Source organism: Metabacillus sp. cB07 (assembly GCF_016839225.1).
In the GTDB taxonomy this organism is placed as follows: domain Bacteria; phylum Bacillota; class Bacilli; order Bacillales; family Bacillaceae; genus Bacillus_P; species Bacillus_P indicus.
On record NZ_CP069296.1, the window covers coordinates 4,025,749 to 4,042,213 of the forward strand.

The 16,465-nt window shown below is 45.4% G+C and carries 13 protein-coding genes; 2 read left to right on the top strand and 11 right to left on the bottom strand.

The features are described from left to right. Nucleotides 1-10: 10 nt before the first annotated feature. The gene (locus JOJ89_RS20495) at nucleotides 11-1,192 is read right to left on the bottom strand and encodes a ParM/StbA family protein (protein WP_029283142.1); all 1,182 of its coding nucleotides are present in this window, start codon (nucleotides 1,190-1,192) and stop codon (nucleotides 11-13) included. 422 nt (nucleotides 1,193-1,614) lie between these two features. On the opposite strand from JOJ89_RS20495, the gene JOJ89_RS20500 reads away from it, so the two are divergent. After that, nucleotides 1,615-2,175 (top strand): GNAT family N-acetyltransferase, encoded by a 561-nt coding sequence (locus tag JOJ89_RS20500; RefSeq protein ID WP_203289210.1) that lies wholly within the window; start codon nucleotides 1,615-1,617, stop codon nucleotides 2,173-2,175. Between the two features lie 13 nt (nucleotides 2,176-2,188). Here JOJ89_RS20500 and JOJ89_RS20505 read toward each other — a convergent pair whose 3' ends face one another. Both JOJ89_RS20505 and JOJ89_RS20510 read right to left on the bottom strand, forming a co-directional pair. Continuing rightward, nucleotides 2,189-3,178 (bottom strand): DUF3231 family protein, encoded by a 990-nt coding sequence (locus JOJ89_RS20505; protein WP_203289211.1) that lies wholly within the window; start codon nucleotides 3,176-3,178, stop codon nucleotides 2,189-2,191. Between the two features lie 91 nt (nucleotides 3,179-3,269). Beyond that, on the bottom strand, nucleotides 3,270-4,457 hold the full coding sequence (locus tag JOJ89_RS20510) for a class I SAM-dependent rRNA methyltransferase (RefSeq protein ID WP_203289212.1): 1,188 nt from the start codon (nucleotides 4,455-4,457) through the stop codon (nucleotides 3,270-3,272). 189 nt (nucleotides 4,458-4,646) lie between these two features. On the opposite strand from JOJ89_RS20510, the gene JOJ89_RS20515 reads away from it, so the two are divergent. Continuing rightward, on the top strand, nucleotides 4,647-4,901 hold the full coding sequence (locus JOJ89_RS20515) for a GlsB/YeaQ/YmgE family stress response membrane protein (RefSeq protein ID WP_029283135.1): 255 nt from the start codon (nucleotides 4,647-4,649) through the stop codon (nucleotides 4,899-4,901). A gap of 246 nt (nucleotides 4,902-5,147) precedes the next feature. On the opposite strand, the gene JOJ89_RS20520 is transcribed toward JOJ89_RS20515, so the two are convergent. The 8 genes from JOJ89_RS20520 to JOJ89_RS20555 form a co-directional block, all read right to left on the bottom strand. Then, on the bottom strand, nucleotides 5,148-5,462 hold the full coding sequence (locus tag JOJ89_RS20520; protein WP_203289213.1) for a CHY zinc finger protein: 315 nt from the start codon (nucleotides 5,460-5,462) through the stop codon (nucleotides 5,148-5,150). 105 nt (nucleotides 5,463-5,567) lie between these two features. Further along, entirely contained in the window at nucleotides 5,568-6,533 is a 966-nt protein-coding gene (locus JOJ89_RS20525; RefSeq protein WP_203289214.1) for a quinone oxidoreductase family protein, read from the bottom strand. An 85-nt stretch (nucleotides 6,534-6,618) separates the two neighbouring features. Then, nucleotides 6,619-7,110: a type VII secretion protein EssA gene (gene essA, locus JOJ89_RS20530; protein WP_029566539.1), complete on the bottom strand. Its 492-nt coding sequence runs from the start codon at nucleotides 7,108-7,110 to the stop codon at nucleotides 6,619-6,621. After that, nucleotides 7,100-9,994: a type VII secretion protein EsaA gene (gene esaA / locus JOJ89_RS20535; protein ID WP_203289215.1), complete on the bottom strand. Its 2,895-nt coding sequence runs from the start codon at nucleotides 9,992-9,994 to the stop codon at nucleotides 7,100-7,102. Before esaA ends, essA begins: the two co-directional genes overlap by 11 nt. After that, nucleotides 9,991-14,472 carry a type VII secretion protein EssC gene (gene essC, locus JOJ89_RS20540; RefSeq protein ID WP_203289216.1) on the bottom strand — a complete coding sequence of 1,494 codons (4,482 nt, stop codon included), beginning with the start codon at nucleotides 14,470-14,472 and terminating at the stop codon, nucleotides 9,991-9,993. The genes esaA and essC overlap by 4 nt, the downstream gene beginning before the upstream one ends. Before the next feature lie 24 nt (nucleotides 14,473-14,496). Next, nucleotides 14,497-15,822 carry a type VII secretion protein EssB gene (gene essB / locus JOJ89_RS20545; RefSeq protein ID WP_203289217.1) on the bottom strand — a complete coding sequence of 442 codons (1,326 nt, stop codon included), beginning with the start codon at nucleotides 15,820-15,822 and terminating at the stop codon, nucleotides 14,497-14,499. Between the two features lie 14 nt (nucleotides 15,823-15,836). Continuing rightward, nucleotides 15,837-16,076, bottom strand: a complete 240-nt coding sequence (gene yukD / locus JOJ89_RS20550; RefSeq protein WP_029283122.1) for an ESX secretion system protein YukD — start codon at nucleotides 16,074-16,076, stop codon at nucleotides 15,837-15,839. Nucleotides 16,077-16,168: 92 nt separating this feature from the next. Continuing rightward, nucleotides 16,169-16,462: a WXG100 family type VII secretion target gene (locus JOJ89_RS20555; protein ID WP_029283120.1), complete on the bottom strand. Its 294-nt coding sequence runs from the start codon at nucleotides 16,460-16,462 to the stop codon at nucleotides 16,169-16,171. Nucleotides 16,463-16,465 lie beyond the last annotated feature (3 nt).

Sequence of the window (16,465 nt, forward strand, 5' to 3'; positions counted from 1 at the left end):
ACCACCCTATTTATTTGGCAGTAGCTGCTTTTTTATCTTCACTGCTTTTATCTTTGTTTTCCTTGCGGTAAAAATCAAAAATCAGCTTGTAATAAGCATTTGCCATCATCCAGATGCTTTCATTTTCATCTTCAAAGAAGTCGATATTGTAGCCGTCAAGATTGTTGTTCAGCGTTTTAAGGTAATCTTTCAGCACAACAGCTCCTCCGCCGACAAAGTAGCAAATCTCAGTCTGAGAGTTCTTTTGCCATACATTGCGCAAGTGACGGTACTGCTTTTTGGCAAGGTCAAGTAGGATGCGGTCTGTGATGTCATGGACGCTTGTGCGGCTTCCTCTTACATAAATGTGGTTGCGGTCCTGTTTTTTCGTAATAATCTCGACTACATCACGGCGGCTGTCTAGCTCTACACCGTGCTTAGTGCGGATTTCCTCACGGATCGCTTCAAGAGATTCAACAACACCAAGATTAAAGCCCTGTGCTTTGTCGTCATCCACGTTGCGGTTTTTAATAACAGCGATATCTGTTGATAATCCGCCGATATCCTGAATGATGATGCGCTTGTCGATCAGGTCTTTATTAATGATGTTTAGATCTTTATCCATCACCAGGTTAATGTAGGCAGCAAATCCTTCAGGATAAACTTTCACTTCATCAAACTTGATGTTGACTTTTAAGCCCTGGTATTTAGGTGTGATTAAAAATTCAACCTGATGCACATTTCCAAGAAGCTTTGAACGGTAGCCCACATCTTTTCCTTCTTTTGCTTCTCTAAGCGGAAGGCCGGTTCCCAGCGTGTAGTTGGCATCGATCACTTTATTGTTTCTGCGGAACACTTTTTCATTTTCAGGTTTCACGGCATCAAGAGCAATAGAAGCAAAGAGCATAACAAGAGTCTGGTCTTCTTCTGATTTGCTGCTTCCTGGATCAAGCTCAGAAGCATTGTCGCTTTTTGTCGCAAGAGAACCCACGCGGTAAATCGCATTGTTATCTTTCAGGGCAGGGGAGTGCACTCTAATATGAATGCCGTCCAGCGGGTCTTTGCTGTCCAGTTCTTCAATTCCAATAACAGGGCGGTCTTCAATATCCCTTGCGATCACGTTTGGTATGTATAGTTGAGATTCGTATTTTCCAAAGATTGCTTTTACGGCATCGTTGCCGACATCAATTGCTGCAATTCTAGATTTCGTCATATCAGTCATTCCTTTCCTTTCATGAATTAGTATAAAAATCCAATCACTTAAAGAGTATTAAAGTTTACTAGATTCGTCAATAGAAGAAGAATGATTACAAAAACGTATACATGTAAACAAATCTGTTTACAAGCGTACACAAATTCGTATACAACCATTACAATTTGTATACATCCCTATATATCAACATGCGTACGCATTTGTACACTTGTAAACATTATTTGTATACAATAGATTACATTTTGTTTACAAGTAAACAAATAGTGTATACATGTAAACATTAAAGGATGCGTGCTGAAAAATTGTTCAACTAAACGGGTGCGCACACAGTCGGATTTCAGCGAAACATGCTGCCAAAAAAACAGGATTTTACAAGGATGATGTCGAAATAAACAGATTCAAGAAGAAAAAGGAGAGCGAATATGCCGTCAACATTTCCATTGATTGAAACGGACCGGCTCAGACTGAGAAGCATCGATCAATCTGACGCTGAACAAATCTATCAAACCTTTTCAAAAGAGGAAGTAACAAAGTATTACGGGATGAATGTCTTTAAAACAAAAGAGGAAGCAGAGGCCCTGATACACAGCTTCAAGCTTGGCTACCAGTCGAACAGGCTCATACGCTGGGGAATTGAGTTAAAAGACTCCGGCACATTGATAGGCACATGCGGGTATCATTCCCTGTCCCCAAAATACAAGCGCGCTGAAATAGGCTACGAGATCTCACGTGATTACTGGAGAATGGGCTACAGCATAGAGGCTATAAAGGCTATTTTGTCCTTTGGCTTTGAAAAAATGGGGCTGATTCGCGTTGGGGCTGTAGTCATGATTGAAAATACCCCTTCCAGAGGCGTTCTTCGAAAGCTTGGGTTTAAAGAGGAAGGAAGACTGAGAGATTATATTATCCAGGACGATAAACCCTATGACGTAATCATGCATTCCATCCTGAAGGAAGAATGGCAAAAAAGCGGATTCCATTAAGGATACCGCTTTTTCACAATGGCTTTATTTCTGATTGGGGCGGCTGTTCAAACCACCCGCGCCGAATCATCAGCTGTGTGCCATCCTCCGTAAAGAGCATAATATCTTTCATGATCAGCAGATAATGAGCTGCTACATCCCTTCTCATCGACAAGGATAAACTCCGTCCAATCAGTGATATGGCGGCGCCTGTTGATGCTGTAATCATGAACATAATCAGTTTTTCAGAAAACGGGCAAACCTCTGAATCCGTCACCTCAAGCGACACTGGAATCGTTCCCAGATGGCCTTCTTTCTTCAGCAGAAGATTAAAGACATCCACCTGCTTTTCAGCGAGCTTCTTCGCCCTTAGTAAGTAGTTTTTGACTTCTTTGTCTTTCATGGATTGAAGGAAGCCCTTAAGCAGCAGAATACCGATATAATTGCGCTCGATAATAAAAAACGCTTCGCCAAGTTCATACGAATTAAGCGGTCTTCTTTCACCAAACCAGCCGGTCAAATAGGAGTTGTTTTCAACATAATGCACGCTGTCTGGATAGGTCATTTTCGGAGGGCGGTCATAAATCCCCTTAGAAAGCATTAAATCGACGGACATTTTATACAAACCTGTTACCTTCTGCTGCACTTGTATAAAAAACGCAAGCAGATCAGTTCTGGCAACATTCGTAATGAGTGTTGAGACGCTGACAAGAGTAAGCTGGCTTGTACGGTACACATAACTCAGCGCGTACAGATCTGTATATAAGGGAGGGGCAGACAAATCCACGTCTGCATCTGAAAACCCGTCTGGAACAGGATAGTTTTCACCCTCTAAAAAGCGTTTTACCGTTTCCAGATTAGATGCTGAAAGCTGCATCGCTTCTTTAACTAATGGGGCAATCTCCTCGTCCTCCATATGGACCATAAAATGCTTTAAAAAGCATAAAGATGCACTTTCCTGCATATACGTGGTCCACAAAGCGGAGATTTCAGGAGCTGTTAAGTTAATGTTGTGATGAGCCATGTGCAGTAATCTCCCTGTACCGGATTTTCTATTACTATTTCGTAAGAGCATTTATTTTATGCGAAAATAAAACCGGTCTAAAAAGACCGGCTCACCGTTTTTCTATAAACACCACTTTTAAATAATTGCCTTCTTTGTACTCTTTGATCGTCTTAAAATCATCAGGAAGAGAATATTCCTCAAGTACCCTGTAAGACTCGCCCCTCTCCTTAAAGGCAACATCAATAAAGCCCTTAAACTTTTTCATAGAAAATGTACTGCAGTTTGTCGAAGCAACGATGACACCCTTATCTGAGGTCAGTTCGACAGCATCCTTCAGCAAGTCTTTATAGTCCTTAGCCGCACTGAAGGTAACCTTTTTTGACCTTGCAAAGCTTGGCGGGTCAAGAACCACCATATCGAACTTCAGCTTTTTCTTCACGGCATACTTGAAATAGTGAAACACATCTTCCACGATGATGTCCTGTGCTTCATAGTCGATGCCATTGATGCTGAACTGCTCGATTGTTTTGCTCATGCTGCGGTTCGCCAGGTCTACGCTTGTTGTTTTAACAGCTCCTCCAAGTGCTGCATAAACAGAAAAAGCACCCGTATAAGAAAAGAGGTTCAGCATTGTTCTTCCTTGTGCATACTTGTCTCTGATGGCTTTTCTGACCTCTCTCTGATCCAAAAAGACACCCACCATGGCTCCGTCGTTCAAATACACGGCAAACTTAACGCCATTTTCCTTCACAATCAGAGGAAACTCAGGCTGTTCCCCTTCCACATAGCTGTCTTCATCCACCACTTGGCCCTTTGTATCAAATCTTTTTTTCTGATAGATGCCTGCAGGTTCAGCGTACTTTTTCAGGGCATCCAGGATGGCTGTCCGGAACTGATAGATGCCTTTGCTGTACCATGTCAGCAAATAATAGCCGTTAAAGACATCAATCGTTAATCCGCCTATACCGTCACCCTCACCGTTAAACACGCGAAAAGCTGTTGTATCCGTGCTTTCGAACAGCTGCTTTCTGTAAGAGAGGGCGGTTTTTAGTTTTTCATCAAAAAAGGCCTGATCAATGGGTTCACCTTCTTTATGAGTCAGGATCCAGCCGGCTCCTTTATTCTGCCTGCCATAATAGCCCAAGCCAATAAATTGACGCTGCTCATCAAGGAGCCTGATCAATTCCCCTTCTTCTTTCAGAGCGGAGGGATTTACAAGAGCATCTTTAGGGATAAGCGGGCTGCCGCTTTTCATTTCATTTGCGTATTTTCGTTTGATCAAAATGGTTTTTTCCATGTCATGTTCCGTCCAATCTTTTGTGAATTCTTTTACCCATACTACATGAAACTCAGGTCACTTGCCAGAATGCCCAAAGAAGGCCCCTGAAAAGAATTTTTAAACAAAATGTTTCTTTTTAAAAAAGCCGGGGAATAACAACGAATAGAAACAGCAATACACAAAACCACACTGAAAGGATGAATGAAAATGGGCATTATTTTATACTTAATCGTCGGCGGTTTAATCGGCTGGCTGGCAGGAATTATTTTAGGGAAAAACGTTCCGGGAGGCATTATCGGAAACATCATTGCTGGTATTATCGGAGCATGGATCGGCGGAGAGCTTCTTGGTTCATTCGGCCCTTCATTAGCAGGAATTGCAATTATTCCGGCATTGCTTGGAGCAATCATCTTCGTATTCTTGTTAAGCCTTGTTCTTCGCTCAATGCGCAAAACAGCATAATAAGAGAACTGGCATCCGCTGACTGCGGGTGCTTTTTCTATGGAAAAAAGCATAAATAAAAGGCCCTGCTGTGCAGGGCCTCACATGTATTAATAAGTTGTGCGTCTTCCTTTGCGCTTGTTCAGCATCTTTTTCACAATCGGATAGACGATAGGTGCATATTTAATTGCTTTTCTAATTAAATTCTTCAAATCGATCTCCTCCTCTTTCTGTTTAGTTTCCCACTTTGGCTTTTTAATAAACGCTTCAGCCCTCAAAGTAGAGGTGGTAGTGATTTTTACAGCCCGGGTTAAAGTCCGATTTGCAGGAAGGGCATTCATACCCGCTCTCCATGTATTCCTTAATGGTGAGTTCGGACCGGCAGTTTCCGCAGAAGATCGCTTTCGCATCGAATTCTTCTTTGTTCCACACCTCATGAGCATGACCTGACAGCTCCCTGTGACACTCAAAGCAGGCATAATAGGTCCCGCAGCATTTAAATTTTATCGCAATGATATCTTTTTCAGTTGAGTAGTGGCTGCATCTTGTGTTGCGGTCAAGACCAACACCCTTAATCTTCATGTATGCTTCACGCTCCTCAGAATGGCTTGCAGGGGGTTTTAGTTGATTACGCGGGTCTTTTTACTTGCCAAGGAAAAATGACTCAAGAGGGTACCCTGCAGTGCTCTATGGAATAAGCACAATTTTTCCTGTGCTTTTTCTGCTTTCAAGGAGACGGTGAGCATCAGCACCTTTGTTTAATGGGAAGATGGAGGGATCTTCCATAGCAAGTGATCCGGAGGTAATCCATTGAAACAGTTTGTTCGACCGTTTTAGACGTTCATCCCGAGAAGTAAGGACGTTCCAGAGGTCTCCTCCGGTCAGCGTTTTTGAGGTATCCATCAGCATTCTCGGGTCGATGTGAACAGGATCTCCTCCTGCCATGCCGTAGAAAACTACTGTGCCTCCTGTTCTCACTGCCTTAAAGCTGTCCATAATGGTGGACCCGACTGATTCATAAACAACGTCAGCACCTCTCCCATTTGTTGCGTCCAAAATTTCCTGTACCCAATGATCACTGTATAAAAAGGCATCTCGGGCTCCAATTCTTTTAGCAACCGCTGCTTTTTCAGGGGTCGAAACAAGCGCTATTGCCTTTCCGCCGAGTATACGAATCATTTGGGTAAGAAGCTGGCCTACACCTCCTGCAGCTGCATGTACGACGCAAACATCTCCTTCTTGAATGGCATAGCTGTCTGAAGTCAAATAGTGAGCTGTCAGTCCCTGCAGCAAAACACTTGCTGCTGTTTCAAAAGAAATATCTTCCGGCAGCGGAATGACTTTATCTGAAGGAGCGGCAGTCAGTTCTGCGTTTGAATAAGGAACGTCGGCAAAGCCGACACGGTCACCTTTTCTTATATGGGTAATGTTAGAGCCGGCTTCCTCTACAATTCCTGCTCCTTCATAGCCAAGAATAAAAGGCGGGGAGCCTTCTAAGTGGTAATTTCCTTTTCTGCGGTAAACATCTGCAAAATTTAAGCCGACAGCCTTCATTCGTATGAGTACTTCGTCAGGGCCAATGACCGGTGCCTCAACATCTGCCATCTTGAGAACCTCTGGTCCGCCGAATTGATTGAATACTAATGCTTTCATAGGGTCAATCCTCTCTGTTCAACTGTTTTCTACAGTGTACCAAATTCTGAAGCCATAAAAAAAGACAGCCGTATTACCGGCTGCCTTAAATAGCGTCTGCTTTTTTGCTTTGAGTCATTTTAGGAATCAGAATTCCGATAATAAGCAATACTCCCACTGCAATCAAAAGGATATAAGTCATCAGCAGTCCTGTGTTCCCGCTTTGCTGCTGTTCTTCTTCGGTACTGATTGTCCCTGACGCCTGATCTGTGCTTTCCGAGAACAGCCCCATTTGCTCCGCTTTGGATTTAATGGTGTTGTTCTCTTTTGTGTATTGAGTGAAAAGGCGGTCTTTCAGTTCATCCTCAGCATCTCTTCCAGGTTTTTGAAAGGTTAAGTCTTTTTGTTCTTCCGGAATTTCTTTTCTTTTTTCATAGAGACCTTTTTCGTGAAGGTACTCCGTGTTTTCCTTGCGCTCTTTTTCCTCATAGACGTTCGGGTCAAGCTGATTGAGATCTGTCTCAGCAAGCACTGCTGTCCCGCCTGATAAGAGAAGGCAGAGCAGCAGAGCAGCCGCTGAGAGTGTTCTACATGTCATGCGCATGATCCTGATCAGCCTGTTCATTTGTGTTTTTAAACGCATTGACGACAAACGGCAGAATGGTCAGGACAAGGATGATGCCTGCGAGTACCAATATCCCTTGTGTAAACAGGTTTTGAGCATCATATTGGATTGATATATACACTTTTGACATCGGATCTTCGTAGTTGAAATTCGGCGCAGCCAGTGCAAGCAGCGGGCTTACAAAGAATGCGACAAGTCCTACGCTTGCAACCCATCCTAAGAAGTTGCTGAACAAGAAAGCCGTCCGGACAACCGTTGAGGCTGCGAATACAAGCAGGATGGTGAAGATGGACCACTGAATTGCCCGTTCATTCGTCAAGGTGTAAATATTTAGACCAAATACACTGATAATCAGCCCTACAAGGAGGTTCAGAAGTGTAAACATAGAACCTCTGACAAGCATCGGCGCCGTTTTGAAATAGTTGCTGAAGTAACCGATCAGCAGACTGCTGATTAAGATAATGACCAAGATCACGACAGGAGGAACAGCTTTCGCCTGCGCTGCCGGTGCATCTCCGCTGATTTGAAGCGGATTTGCAAGGTGTTCATAAACATAGCCGTTGTTCTGTCCGTCTACAAATGTGTTGCCGAGGATGCTGAACACATCATCCCTTACAAGCTGGGTAGAAGCTACGTTTGTTGCCCATTTTTCATTCAGGACATCGGCTTCAGATTGAACCTGATTCACTTTTTGCTGAAGGTCGTCCGTACTGCTGACAACCGTATCCTGTCTCTCGCCAAGTGAATTCACAAGCTCTGTCATCATCGCAATTTCCTGTCCAATCGTTTGCTGATTGGAAACAAGAGTTGTTCCGTCCGAGTTTTCAAGAGGCAGTCTTGAAGTCGTATCGCCTGATTCCTGAACCTGGCTTAGAACCTTTGCTGCGCTCTCTTCCATCGCAGTAAGCTCTTCAAGGATGGCTGATTGCTGCGTCTCAAGCTCTGCACTGTACTCGCCCATGAAAGCGAGAGCTGATGCCTGGAGGTCTTCCATTTGCTTTTCTGCTTCAGGAAGTTCCTGATTCAGCTTATCCCAGGCTCCCTGCTCCTCTGAATTAATGGACAGGATGGTATTGACTTTCGTCTTTTGCCATTCGTCTGATAAGACGGCGTCTTTAGCCGGCACTGAAGGGTTGTTTAATCTCGAAACGGCTGCTTCGTATTGAGCAAGAACCGTGTGGTAGCTTAATACTTCATTCATTGAGCCGTTTTTGATCGGTTCATTAAAGATTCCTTCAAGCTTTTGTTTTCTTTCAGCCGGCAGGGCGTCTAAAATCGTCTGCTCCTGGGCCCGGATGGCTGCTGAGCCTGAATTTACGTTATCGTTCAGCTTTTTCAGGCGTTCTTCAAGTGCAGTGATCTGCCCTTTGAGCAGCTGATTCTCATTGAAAAGCTCTGTATTCTTAGCAATAAGGGCATTGTAAAGCTCTAAAAGCTTGTCATACTCACCCTTCCATGAGTTCTCATTCTCTTTAGCCTGTATGGACTGTTCGACTTCAACTAGCTGAGCTGAAAGGCCGTCTAATTGGCCGATGACCTCATCCACTTGAAGGGGTCTAGGCTCAGGCACTGTTTCAAGAAGGGCTTTCAGAATTTTCAGCTGTTCAGATATGGCAAGAATTTTAGCCCGCTCTTCTTCCATATTGGCCGTGTTTCCTTCACCCGGTCCGCCTGGCTGCGGCGTTTCTCCGCCATCGCCCGGAGGCTGTTCTCCGCCGTCGCCCGGTTCTTCTTCAGAACTCCCGCTGATTGCCTGTCTTAGAGGAACAAGCTCTCCTTCAAGACGGTTCAGCGTATCCTGATTTTCTTTCAAGATAAACATGTCCACATAATCGTTGTGAACGGCTGCAAGTTCTCTTTCCTGACGCTCTGTCTGGCTGAGTCTTACATTTCCGAGGTTTTCGGCTGCTGCCTGATTTTGATCAAGCTTCTGCTGCATAGTCGTCATATCAGAAGCAAGCTTGTCTCCTTCAGCCAAAAAAGCAGCCTGAGCCGCATCCTGCCTTTGATCAACATCAGATGTACCGCCCTGGATGCTGTTCAGGCTCTCCTCTTGAGCCAGCGTCAGAAGCTGCTGCTGGTCTTCTTGATACGCTTGGTATCTCTCGACATATTCAACGAAAGCAGCAAGGCTTTTTTCAAATTGTTCAGCAGAATTCCTGCGGTCAGGATTCTCTTTTTCCGCCTGCTCAATAGTTGACTTCAGCTGCTCAAGCATTTGCTTTTGCTGCGTCAGTTCTCCGGCCAAATCTTTTGAGCTTGGTTTGTAAAAATTAAGCATGGCATTTTGAAAGGCGATTTCTTTCTCAAGAATACGGTCAAATTCCTGACGCACATTTTCCATATCCTGAGAAACGTAGCTCCAGTAGAGAGATGACATTTGCTTGTTTACACGGTTTGTCGCGTCTTCAAGCTCGCGGAGCACTCTCTGTCTGTTTTCAGCATTGAGCTGGTTTTGAACAGTGTATTCAAATTCCGCTTTTGAAGGCTGCTGCTGATCATAGGTCAGAATGTTATTTGAAAAGTTGGACGGGATGTAAATAACGGCATCATATTCTCCGTTTTTCAATCCGTTGACAGCGGCGCTTCTTCCAAGAATCGTCCATTTATACTGCGACTCATCATCAAGGATGGCTGCTACTTCTTTTCCAAACTGGACGGGCTCCGATTCGGACTTTTCTTCCTCTTCGGCTTTTTCCGCTCCCATATCTTCGTTGACAACCGCGATATTCCGGGTCGCATTTTCTCTCACTTCAAGAGGGTTGTCCCCGATAAACTGAAAGAAAAGCGCCGGCACTGCCAGAATCAGCAGCACCGCAGCAATCATTTTTATCGTATGTTTTCGTTGATCTGTCATGTGTAGATCTTCCTTTCAATGGCGCAAAGAGGAATTTGAATTTTCGTTTCTTTGCCGTTTTCCACATAGTATCCAAATCCAGGGTGTATTTCGCTCTCTTTTCTGCTGTATGGCAGAGTGTACAGCGTTTGCTCTGATTTTTTCATCAGGATCAGAGCCTGTCTGATTTGCTTGATTTCCGTCGTAAAGGAATCAAATCCTTTTGTCAGTTCATTGTTGTTGCCGGAAATAATGACGTTAAAGCCAAGGTGGCTGTAGTTTTTCATAAAGCGTGACAGCCTTTCCTGAAGCATGCTGTCAAGCGACTGCTGGAACCTTGCATATCCGTCGACAACGAGCATCACAGGTGAGAAGGCCAGATTGTTTACCGCCCCCTGCTGGATCGCTGTCAAATAAGTGCTTTCTCTCTCTTTGAACAGTTCTTCTGAAGCATCCAGCCATGCTGTAATCTGCTCTTTTGTATCAAGGTAGGATATCTTGTCCTCGGAAGCATAGCTTGAGAGCCCGCGGTCAATCGAATCAAAGACCCCGATTGAATCCGTTGCCTGGAGAAGAGCCGTATTAAGCACAACTTTGAGAACATTGGTTTTGCCTTTTTGCGTCTGGCCAATAATGACGCAGTGCTTCGTTTTGGCTAGATTGATGCTGACAGGCTGGACATGCTCCTCGTCCAGTCCGATTGGAATGACTCCTGTTTTTTGAGAGCCGTCTGTAAATTGAGTGAAATTGACCATAGAAAGCTCTGCAGGAAGCATAGGAATCGGGCGCGGAAGTTTCGCTCCGCTGTATTTCTCTTTCAGCATGCTTATGTCTTCCTTGATGGCATCAAGAAGCTCATAATCGTCCCTGCCGTCAGCAGGAAGGAACATTTGCGAGAAGAATACTGACTCTTTTTTGATAATGGCCCTGCCCGGAACAGGCTCTGGGGCAAACGGAATTTTGCCCACTGCCATATAGGTTTCGGTCGTATCCATCAGGTAGTGCAGGATCTTGGTCTTCATGCTGTTCATCAGCGACTGGCGCATCGATTGAACTCTCGTAGCCGTGAAGATCATATAAATGCCGAGTGACTGGCCGTCACGCGCAAACTGGATCAGCTGCGCCTCGAGCTCCTGCATTTCTTCCTTGACCAGATCAAAATTATCAATGGTGATGTACATAAGAGGCAGTTTATGGCTGCTCAGGGAGTTGTACATCTTGATGCTGCTGACTTCCTGCTGCTGGAACAGCTGCTTTCTGCGCGAAATCTCATCGCGCACGATCCGCATGAACTTATCGATTTTAAGCTCCTGATCAAGCTGGAAATAGTCGGCTGTATGCGGCAGCTGTCTGAGCGGCAGAAGCGTTCCATTGCCGTAGTCAATCACATAGAAGTGCGCTTCCTCAGGGCTCAGCTTTGAGGCAATGCTCATTAGAAGAAGCATCACGGTGTGTGATTTGCCGTAGCCTGATGAACCGAAAATGGCCACGTTGCCATCGTCCATCATCTGATACGCAACCGGTGTCTGACTTTGCTTTTCAGGCTCATCCACAAGCCCGATGAAGATTTCATGCTGATTTTCCGCGCCGTACTGATGGCGCGAGATTCTTGCTTCGAGTGGAGGCAGCCACGGGCTTCTGAGCTTTTTGATGCCCATTTGATGCTGCAGCGCCTCAATTTTATCGACGATCACTTCAATTTCAGACTCAGAATCCTTCTTGCTTTGCTCAGCAGACTGGAGGTTTGAAAGCGGCTGAAGACCTAAATCCGTTACGATCGCCACCTCATCCTCTGATTCAGATGTTTCCTCGAGATAAGGCGCTCCTGACCATGCAGACTGGAACAGCTCGTACACTTCGTTGTTTCCGACCTGCAAATAGCCGCGGCCTGTAATCGTAATGGAGGCTGCATCTGCATTTTTCAGGATCTCTTTACTGTCGCTTGCATCCTGAACTTTCAGCGCCACGCGGAACCTTGCGTTGCTCCAGATTTGATCATCAATGACCCCGCCCGGTTTTTGGGTTGCGAGGATCAGATGGACACCGAGGCTTCGGCCGATACGGGCTGCACTGACAAGCTCACGGATAAAATCAGGCTCTTCGCTTTTCAGCTCGGCAAATTCGTCTGAGATTAAAAATAAGTGCGGCAGCGGTTCTTCCGCCTGATTGCGTTTGTAAAGCGTCGTGTAGTCGTTGATGTGATTGACCTGATACTGATCAAACAGCCTCTGGCGGCGCTTCAGCTCGCTCTTGATGGAAGCAAGAGCACGTGCGCTGAAATTCTTGCTGCCTTCAATATTTGTAATTGTTCCAAGCAGATGCGGCATATTTTTAAATGGCTGGGCCATGCCGCCCCCTTTATAGTCAATAAGCAGAAAAGCCACTTCATGCGGATGGAAATGAACCGCAAGAGACAGAATGTAGGTCTGAAGGAATTCACTTTTTCCTGAACCGGTCGTTCCGGCAAGCAGTCCGTGCGGTCCATGGGCTTTTTCATGAAGATTCAATTCGACGACATCTTCTTTTCCTTTAAGTCCTACCGGAACCGCCAGGGATTTTGCTGATTCTCTCGTCAGCCAGTTCTGCTCAATCGGAAGCTCGTCCACTTCTTTGACATTCACCATTTCAAGGAAGGACACGCTTTTCGGAATCGAATTCGTCATGCCGATCTGGTGGTCCAGTGTTCTCAGCATCCTTGCAAATGACTCATTGCCTTCCCTGTCATGCGAATCGAGCCTGAACGGAATGGAGGCTGCTTTTTTCTCCTGAATGAGAATATCGCCTTCCTGATCGTTCACATAGCGGACAAGCGTATGAATGTTATCCGAAAGACTTTCTTTCGCCTCAGCCGCAAAAATAACCGAAATCCCGAGATGAGAGAATTCACCCTCAAGATATTCCAGGATGACATGGTCTGAGATAAGCTGCTGATTGGTGATGACGAAAATCAGGTGCGGGGCAAATCTTGTTTTTTCATTTTTCTCTTCCAGATCGCGCTCTCTCAGGATCTCATAAATGGATGTGAGCAGCTGATCCCTTGTCTGTTCGTTGTAGATCATGCCCTTGGCATAGGCATGAGGCAGCTGAAAATGCGGGAGCCATTTCATCCACTCCCATGTTTTGTACTCTTTTTCGTTGAAAATAAAGACGAAGCGAACATCATGGTAGCTCTGGGAAAAAGCGAGTTGTCCGATCAGCTGGTGAAGCTCCTTTTTGATAACCGCTTCCTTCCCGATCAGGCCCATTGCTCCCTGTGAAAGATCCACACTGACAGGCACATCGCGCACCTCTTTGTAAACTTTCTCCATTTGCTGGGACTGCTCAAGCAGATCATCTACTTCGCGGTTGGCCATATCGTTTGAGCTCAGTGAAATTTCATAGCTGGATTTAACGGTTCCCGTTCCGATACGGAGCTCCAAAAAGTCCGTGCTCTCAGGCGTTCTTTCCCAAATCCGGTCAGAAAGCTGCTGTGTCATGTACTTCATCTGCTCAAAAGACGGAAAATGAAAAGAGAGAACCTGGCGCTGCTTTTCAGACACTTCCTGAAGCTCGTGCCTCTTTGACTCCAAATATTGCGTGTAAACGCGAAGCCTGCGCTCCTGACGTCTTTTCGTCGTGCTTTTGTCTCTGAAATACTGCGCGGTTGACGTGATCAAAGTCATCACGAACATCACCATCGAAATGATGATGAAAATGCCCCGCGGCGCAACAAGCGCAACAATTCCCATTGCAATCATCATGACAAGAGGCGGCAGGATGATCAGCCACAGGCTGCGCGAGTGATCATCACTCTCCTGGGAAGGGAAGGTGAGATTCACCTTATCCTTCGGCAATTCATAGATCATCCGCGGTGTTCTGCGGTACACTGGATATTTTTTGCTCATTTCAGAGCGCGGTTTTTCCGTTTTCGGAAGGGAAGAATGAAAGGCTTCAAAGCTTGTCACTTGAAGAAGGTCCTCCTCCAGAAGACGCACCGTCATAAACGGCCAGAAGAGAAGGTCACCTGTCTCAAGCGGCGTGATGCTGTCGATTTTCCGCCCGTTCAAGTAGACCGTTTCATCACCCGGCTCGACCTTCCAGCTGCCGTTTGTCCTGAGCAGGCTCAGCTTGTTTTTCCCAAGCGCTGCTGACTGACTTTCTTTGAATATGTGAGCATCCTTGCTTACTGCCGAGAACGAAACCTCTTTCTTTGAACCTATGAATCTTGTCTCTGAAACTTCTTCTGCTGCTGTGAAAAACACCGTCAGCTTTTCTCCGTTATCCTCAAAAACAACCGGTTCATCCGGTGAAGCCTCGCCAATTTCCCGGTCTTCCTGAAGAATGGACAGACCGCTCTTATTGTCCTGCTTCACAAGCTTAAGCGGACCGGATGAAAACGGAAAATTTCTGATCGTCAATGTATGCTGGATATCAGGACCGATTGTAACCGGCCTGAATGATTCATTGTTCAGCTGAAGCTGCTGATAGGAATCCCCATGGAAAACCCATAACGTACTCATGATTTCACCTCCTGTTGCCTATGATCAGTTAGAGCCGGAGCCGGCAGGCTTTTCTGCAGGCGGCTTCGCTTTTGCAGCTTCCTCTTTTGCTTTCGCGTCTTGTGCAGCCTGCTGTTCTTCTGCTTCCTTCTGCTGCTCTACCTGTTCCTGTGCCTGCTGTTCTTCTTCAAGCCTTTCTTCTTCTTCTTTCTTTTGAGCTTCCTGCTCTTCTTCGTACTGCTCTATTTCAGCTCGGATCTTTTCAAGCTGCTGCTGTTTTTCCTCGCTGTCCAGTTCACTGTCAGCTTTAATTTGCTCTTCATATTTGATTAAGCCGAAAATAATTAAATCCCGTTCTTCAAGGTTTCTCGCAAGGTCAAGGGCTTCTTTCGCTTCGCCTCTGCCGATATGAATCCAGTACTCAAGGTACTGGGGATCAGACTGCAGCGTCACCCGGTTTTTCAGCATTTCCTTCTGATCCTCTGTCAGCGATTCGTTCACGACGTAAGAGGATGCGAGCTGATACTTCACGACAAGCGGCATCTCATCGATGCTGTAGCCCTCAAGCGTACTGACAACCTCACTGAAGTTGTTGCCCAGGTAATGTTCATTACTCGCGACAAACGCTTCTTGTTTAGGATTCAGGGAAAAAAGGGAATAAGCTGTATAAGCAAGGGCTGGTACAAGCAGGATCAGAAAGCCCAGTGCAACATACCGCGTCATCTTCCACTTTTTCTGCGGGATAGTCACAAGTGCTGCATTTCGTCTGTCTATTTCCTTCATGTTTTTTTCAATCAGCTCAAGGAGCTGTTCATATGTATCTGCTGAAAGAATCTCTTTCGGAACAGGCGGTACATCGAGCGTTTCGTTAAATTTCAAATACTGCTCGAACGAATATTTCGAATCCACTGCAGCAGCCGCACAGGCTTTAACCTCCCGAAACAGCTGGCCGCTGTCCTGTTCATAAGGAGGAATGCTCTCCATCACGCCGTAGTGGAGAAAGTACGGGGTAAAGCTCTGGTCAAAAAGAAGATTCTCGGGACAAACAATAAGATGTATGCGAGATAACGAGTGATTTTTTACCTTTTTTACCAGCTGATAGGAAAAATTCCACTTGCTTCGTTCATCTTTTTTATTTAAACTGGAAAAACCCAAATAAGTCTTAGGCGGCTGAACATGAACTCTCAATTCATCTTCAGCCAGTGTCACATCACGCTTAATAGACGGGTCCATTTCTTTGATCATTTCAATCTCTGATACATGATCAAGCTTTACTTTTTCTGTTTGAAAGACGAATGTATAGCCGTCTTTCTCTTTTTCGATGACAGCATCAAGCTGCTGCTCCAAATATGCCGGTTTTTTTTCTGACATTGAGAATGACTCCTTCATAGGATTTCAAATCGGTCTCCTGTTGTAATTCCGCATTCTACAAGCTTATGGTTGCCTGATAGGACAATTTGCTTATTGGGAACGCGCACCCAGTACCCTTCTCGAGGTGGGTCAGAAATGCATTTTGCCTGCCATACGATATCCACTGCTTTTTTCACAGAGTGATAGTTCGACAGCCTCAGATCAAATGTCTCTCCTGTATAATGCTTCAAATCTATCGTCACTTCTATATACATGCCTTTTCACCTCAAAAATGAAGAAGCGCCTTCATCTAAAATAGAATCGGCGCTCCTTTTTAGCACTTCACTAAATTGTCTTTCAGATGCTATTAGCCGCGGATTTGGCCAGCAATGTTTGCATCCGCTTCTTGAAGAGCGTGTGCTGTTTTGTCCAATTGTCTTGAGATATCTTCTACAAGATTCTGCATTTGCACGAAAGAAGGCTTAAGCTCCTCGTATTGGTCTCTGAAAGCGTTGCTCGCTTCCCCTTCCCACATAGCCTGTAGCTGACCGATCATGCTGTCTAGACGGCCGATAAGAAGTCCAAGTTCTCCACCCTCGTTGCTGTAGCGTTTTGACATATCGACAAGTTCTGCTGGTGTTACGCGAATAATTCCTGACATCAT

Coding starts and splice junctions, on each gene's coding strand:
- JOJ89_RS20495 (WP_029283142.1), bottom strand. CDS start 1,192: ATGACGAAATCTAGAATTGCAGCAATTGATGTCGGCAACGATGCCGTA.
- JOJ89_RS20500 (WP_203289210.1), top strand. CDS start 1,615: ATGCCGTCAACATTTCCATTGATTGAAACGGACCGGCTCAGACTGAGA.
- JOJ89_RS20505 (WP_203289211.1), bottom strand. CDS start 3,178: ATGGCTCATCACAACATTAACTTAACAGCTCCTGAAATCTCCGCTTTG.
- JOJ89_RS20510 (WP_203289212.1), bottom strand. CDS start 4,457: ATGGAAAAAACCATTTTGATCAAACGAAAATACGCAAATGAAATGAAA.
- JOJ89_RS20515 (WP_029283135.1), top strand. CDS start 4,647: ATGGGCATTATTTTATACTTAATCGTCGGCGGTTTAATCGGCTGGCTG.
- JOJ89_RS20520 (WP_203289213.1), bottom strand. CDS start 5,462: ATGAAGATTAAGGGTGTTGGTCTTGACCGCAACACAAGATGCAGCCAC.
- JOJ89_RS20525 (WP_203289214.1), bottom strand. CDS start 6,533: ATGAAAGCATTAGTATTCAATCAATTCGGCGGACCAGAGGTTCTCAAG.
- essA (WP_029566539.1), bottom strand. CDS start 7,110: ATGACATGTAGAACACTCTCAGCGGCTGCTCTGCTGCTCTGCCTTCTC.
- esaA (WP_203289215.1), bottom strand. CDS start 9,994: ATGACAGATCAACGAAAACATACGATAAAAATGATTGCTGCGGTGCTG.
- essC (WP_203289216.1), bottom strand. CDS start 14,472: ATGAGTACGTTATGGGTTTTCCATGGGGATTCCTATCAGCAGCTTCAG.
- essB (WP_203289217.1), bottom strand. CDS start 15,822: ATGTCAGAAAAAAAACCGGCATATTTGGAGCAGCAGCTTGATGCTGTC.
- yukD (WP_029283122.1), bottom strand. CDS start 16,076: ATGTATATAGAAGTGACGATAGATTTGAAGCATTATACAGGAGAGACA.
- JOJ89_RS20555 (WP_029283120.1), bottom strand. CDS start 16,462: ATGTCAGGAATTATTCGCGTAACACCAGCAGAACTTGTCGATATGTCA.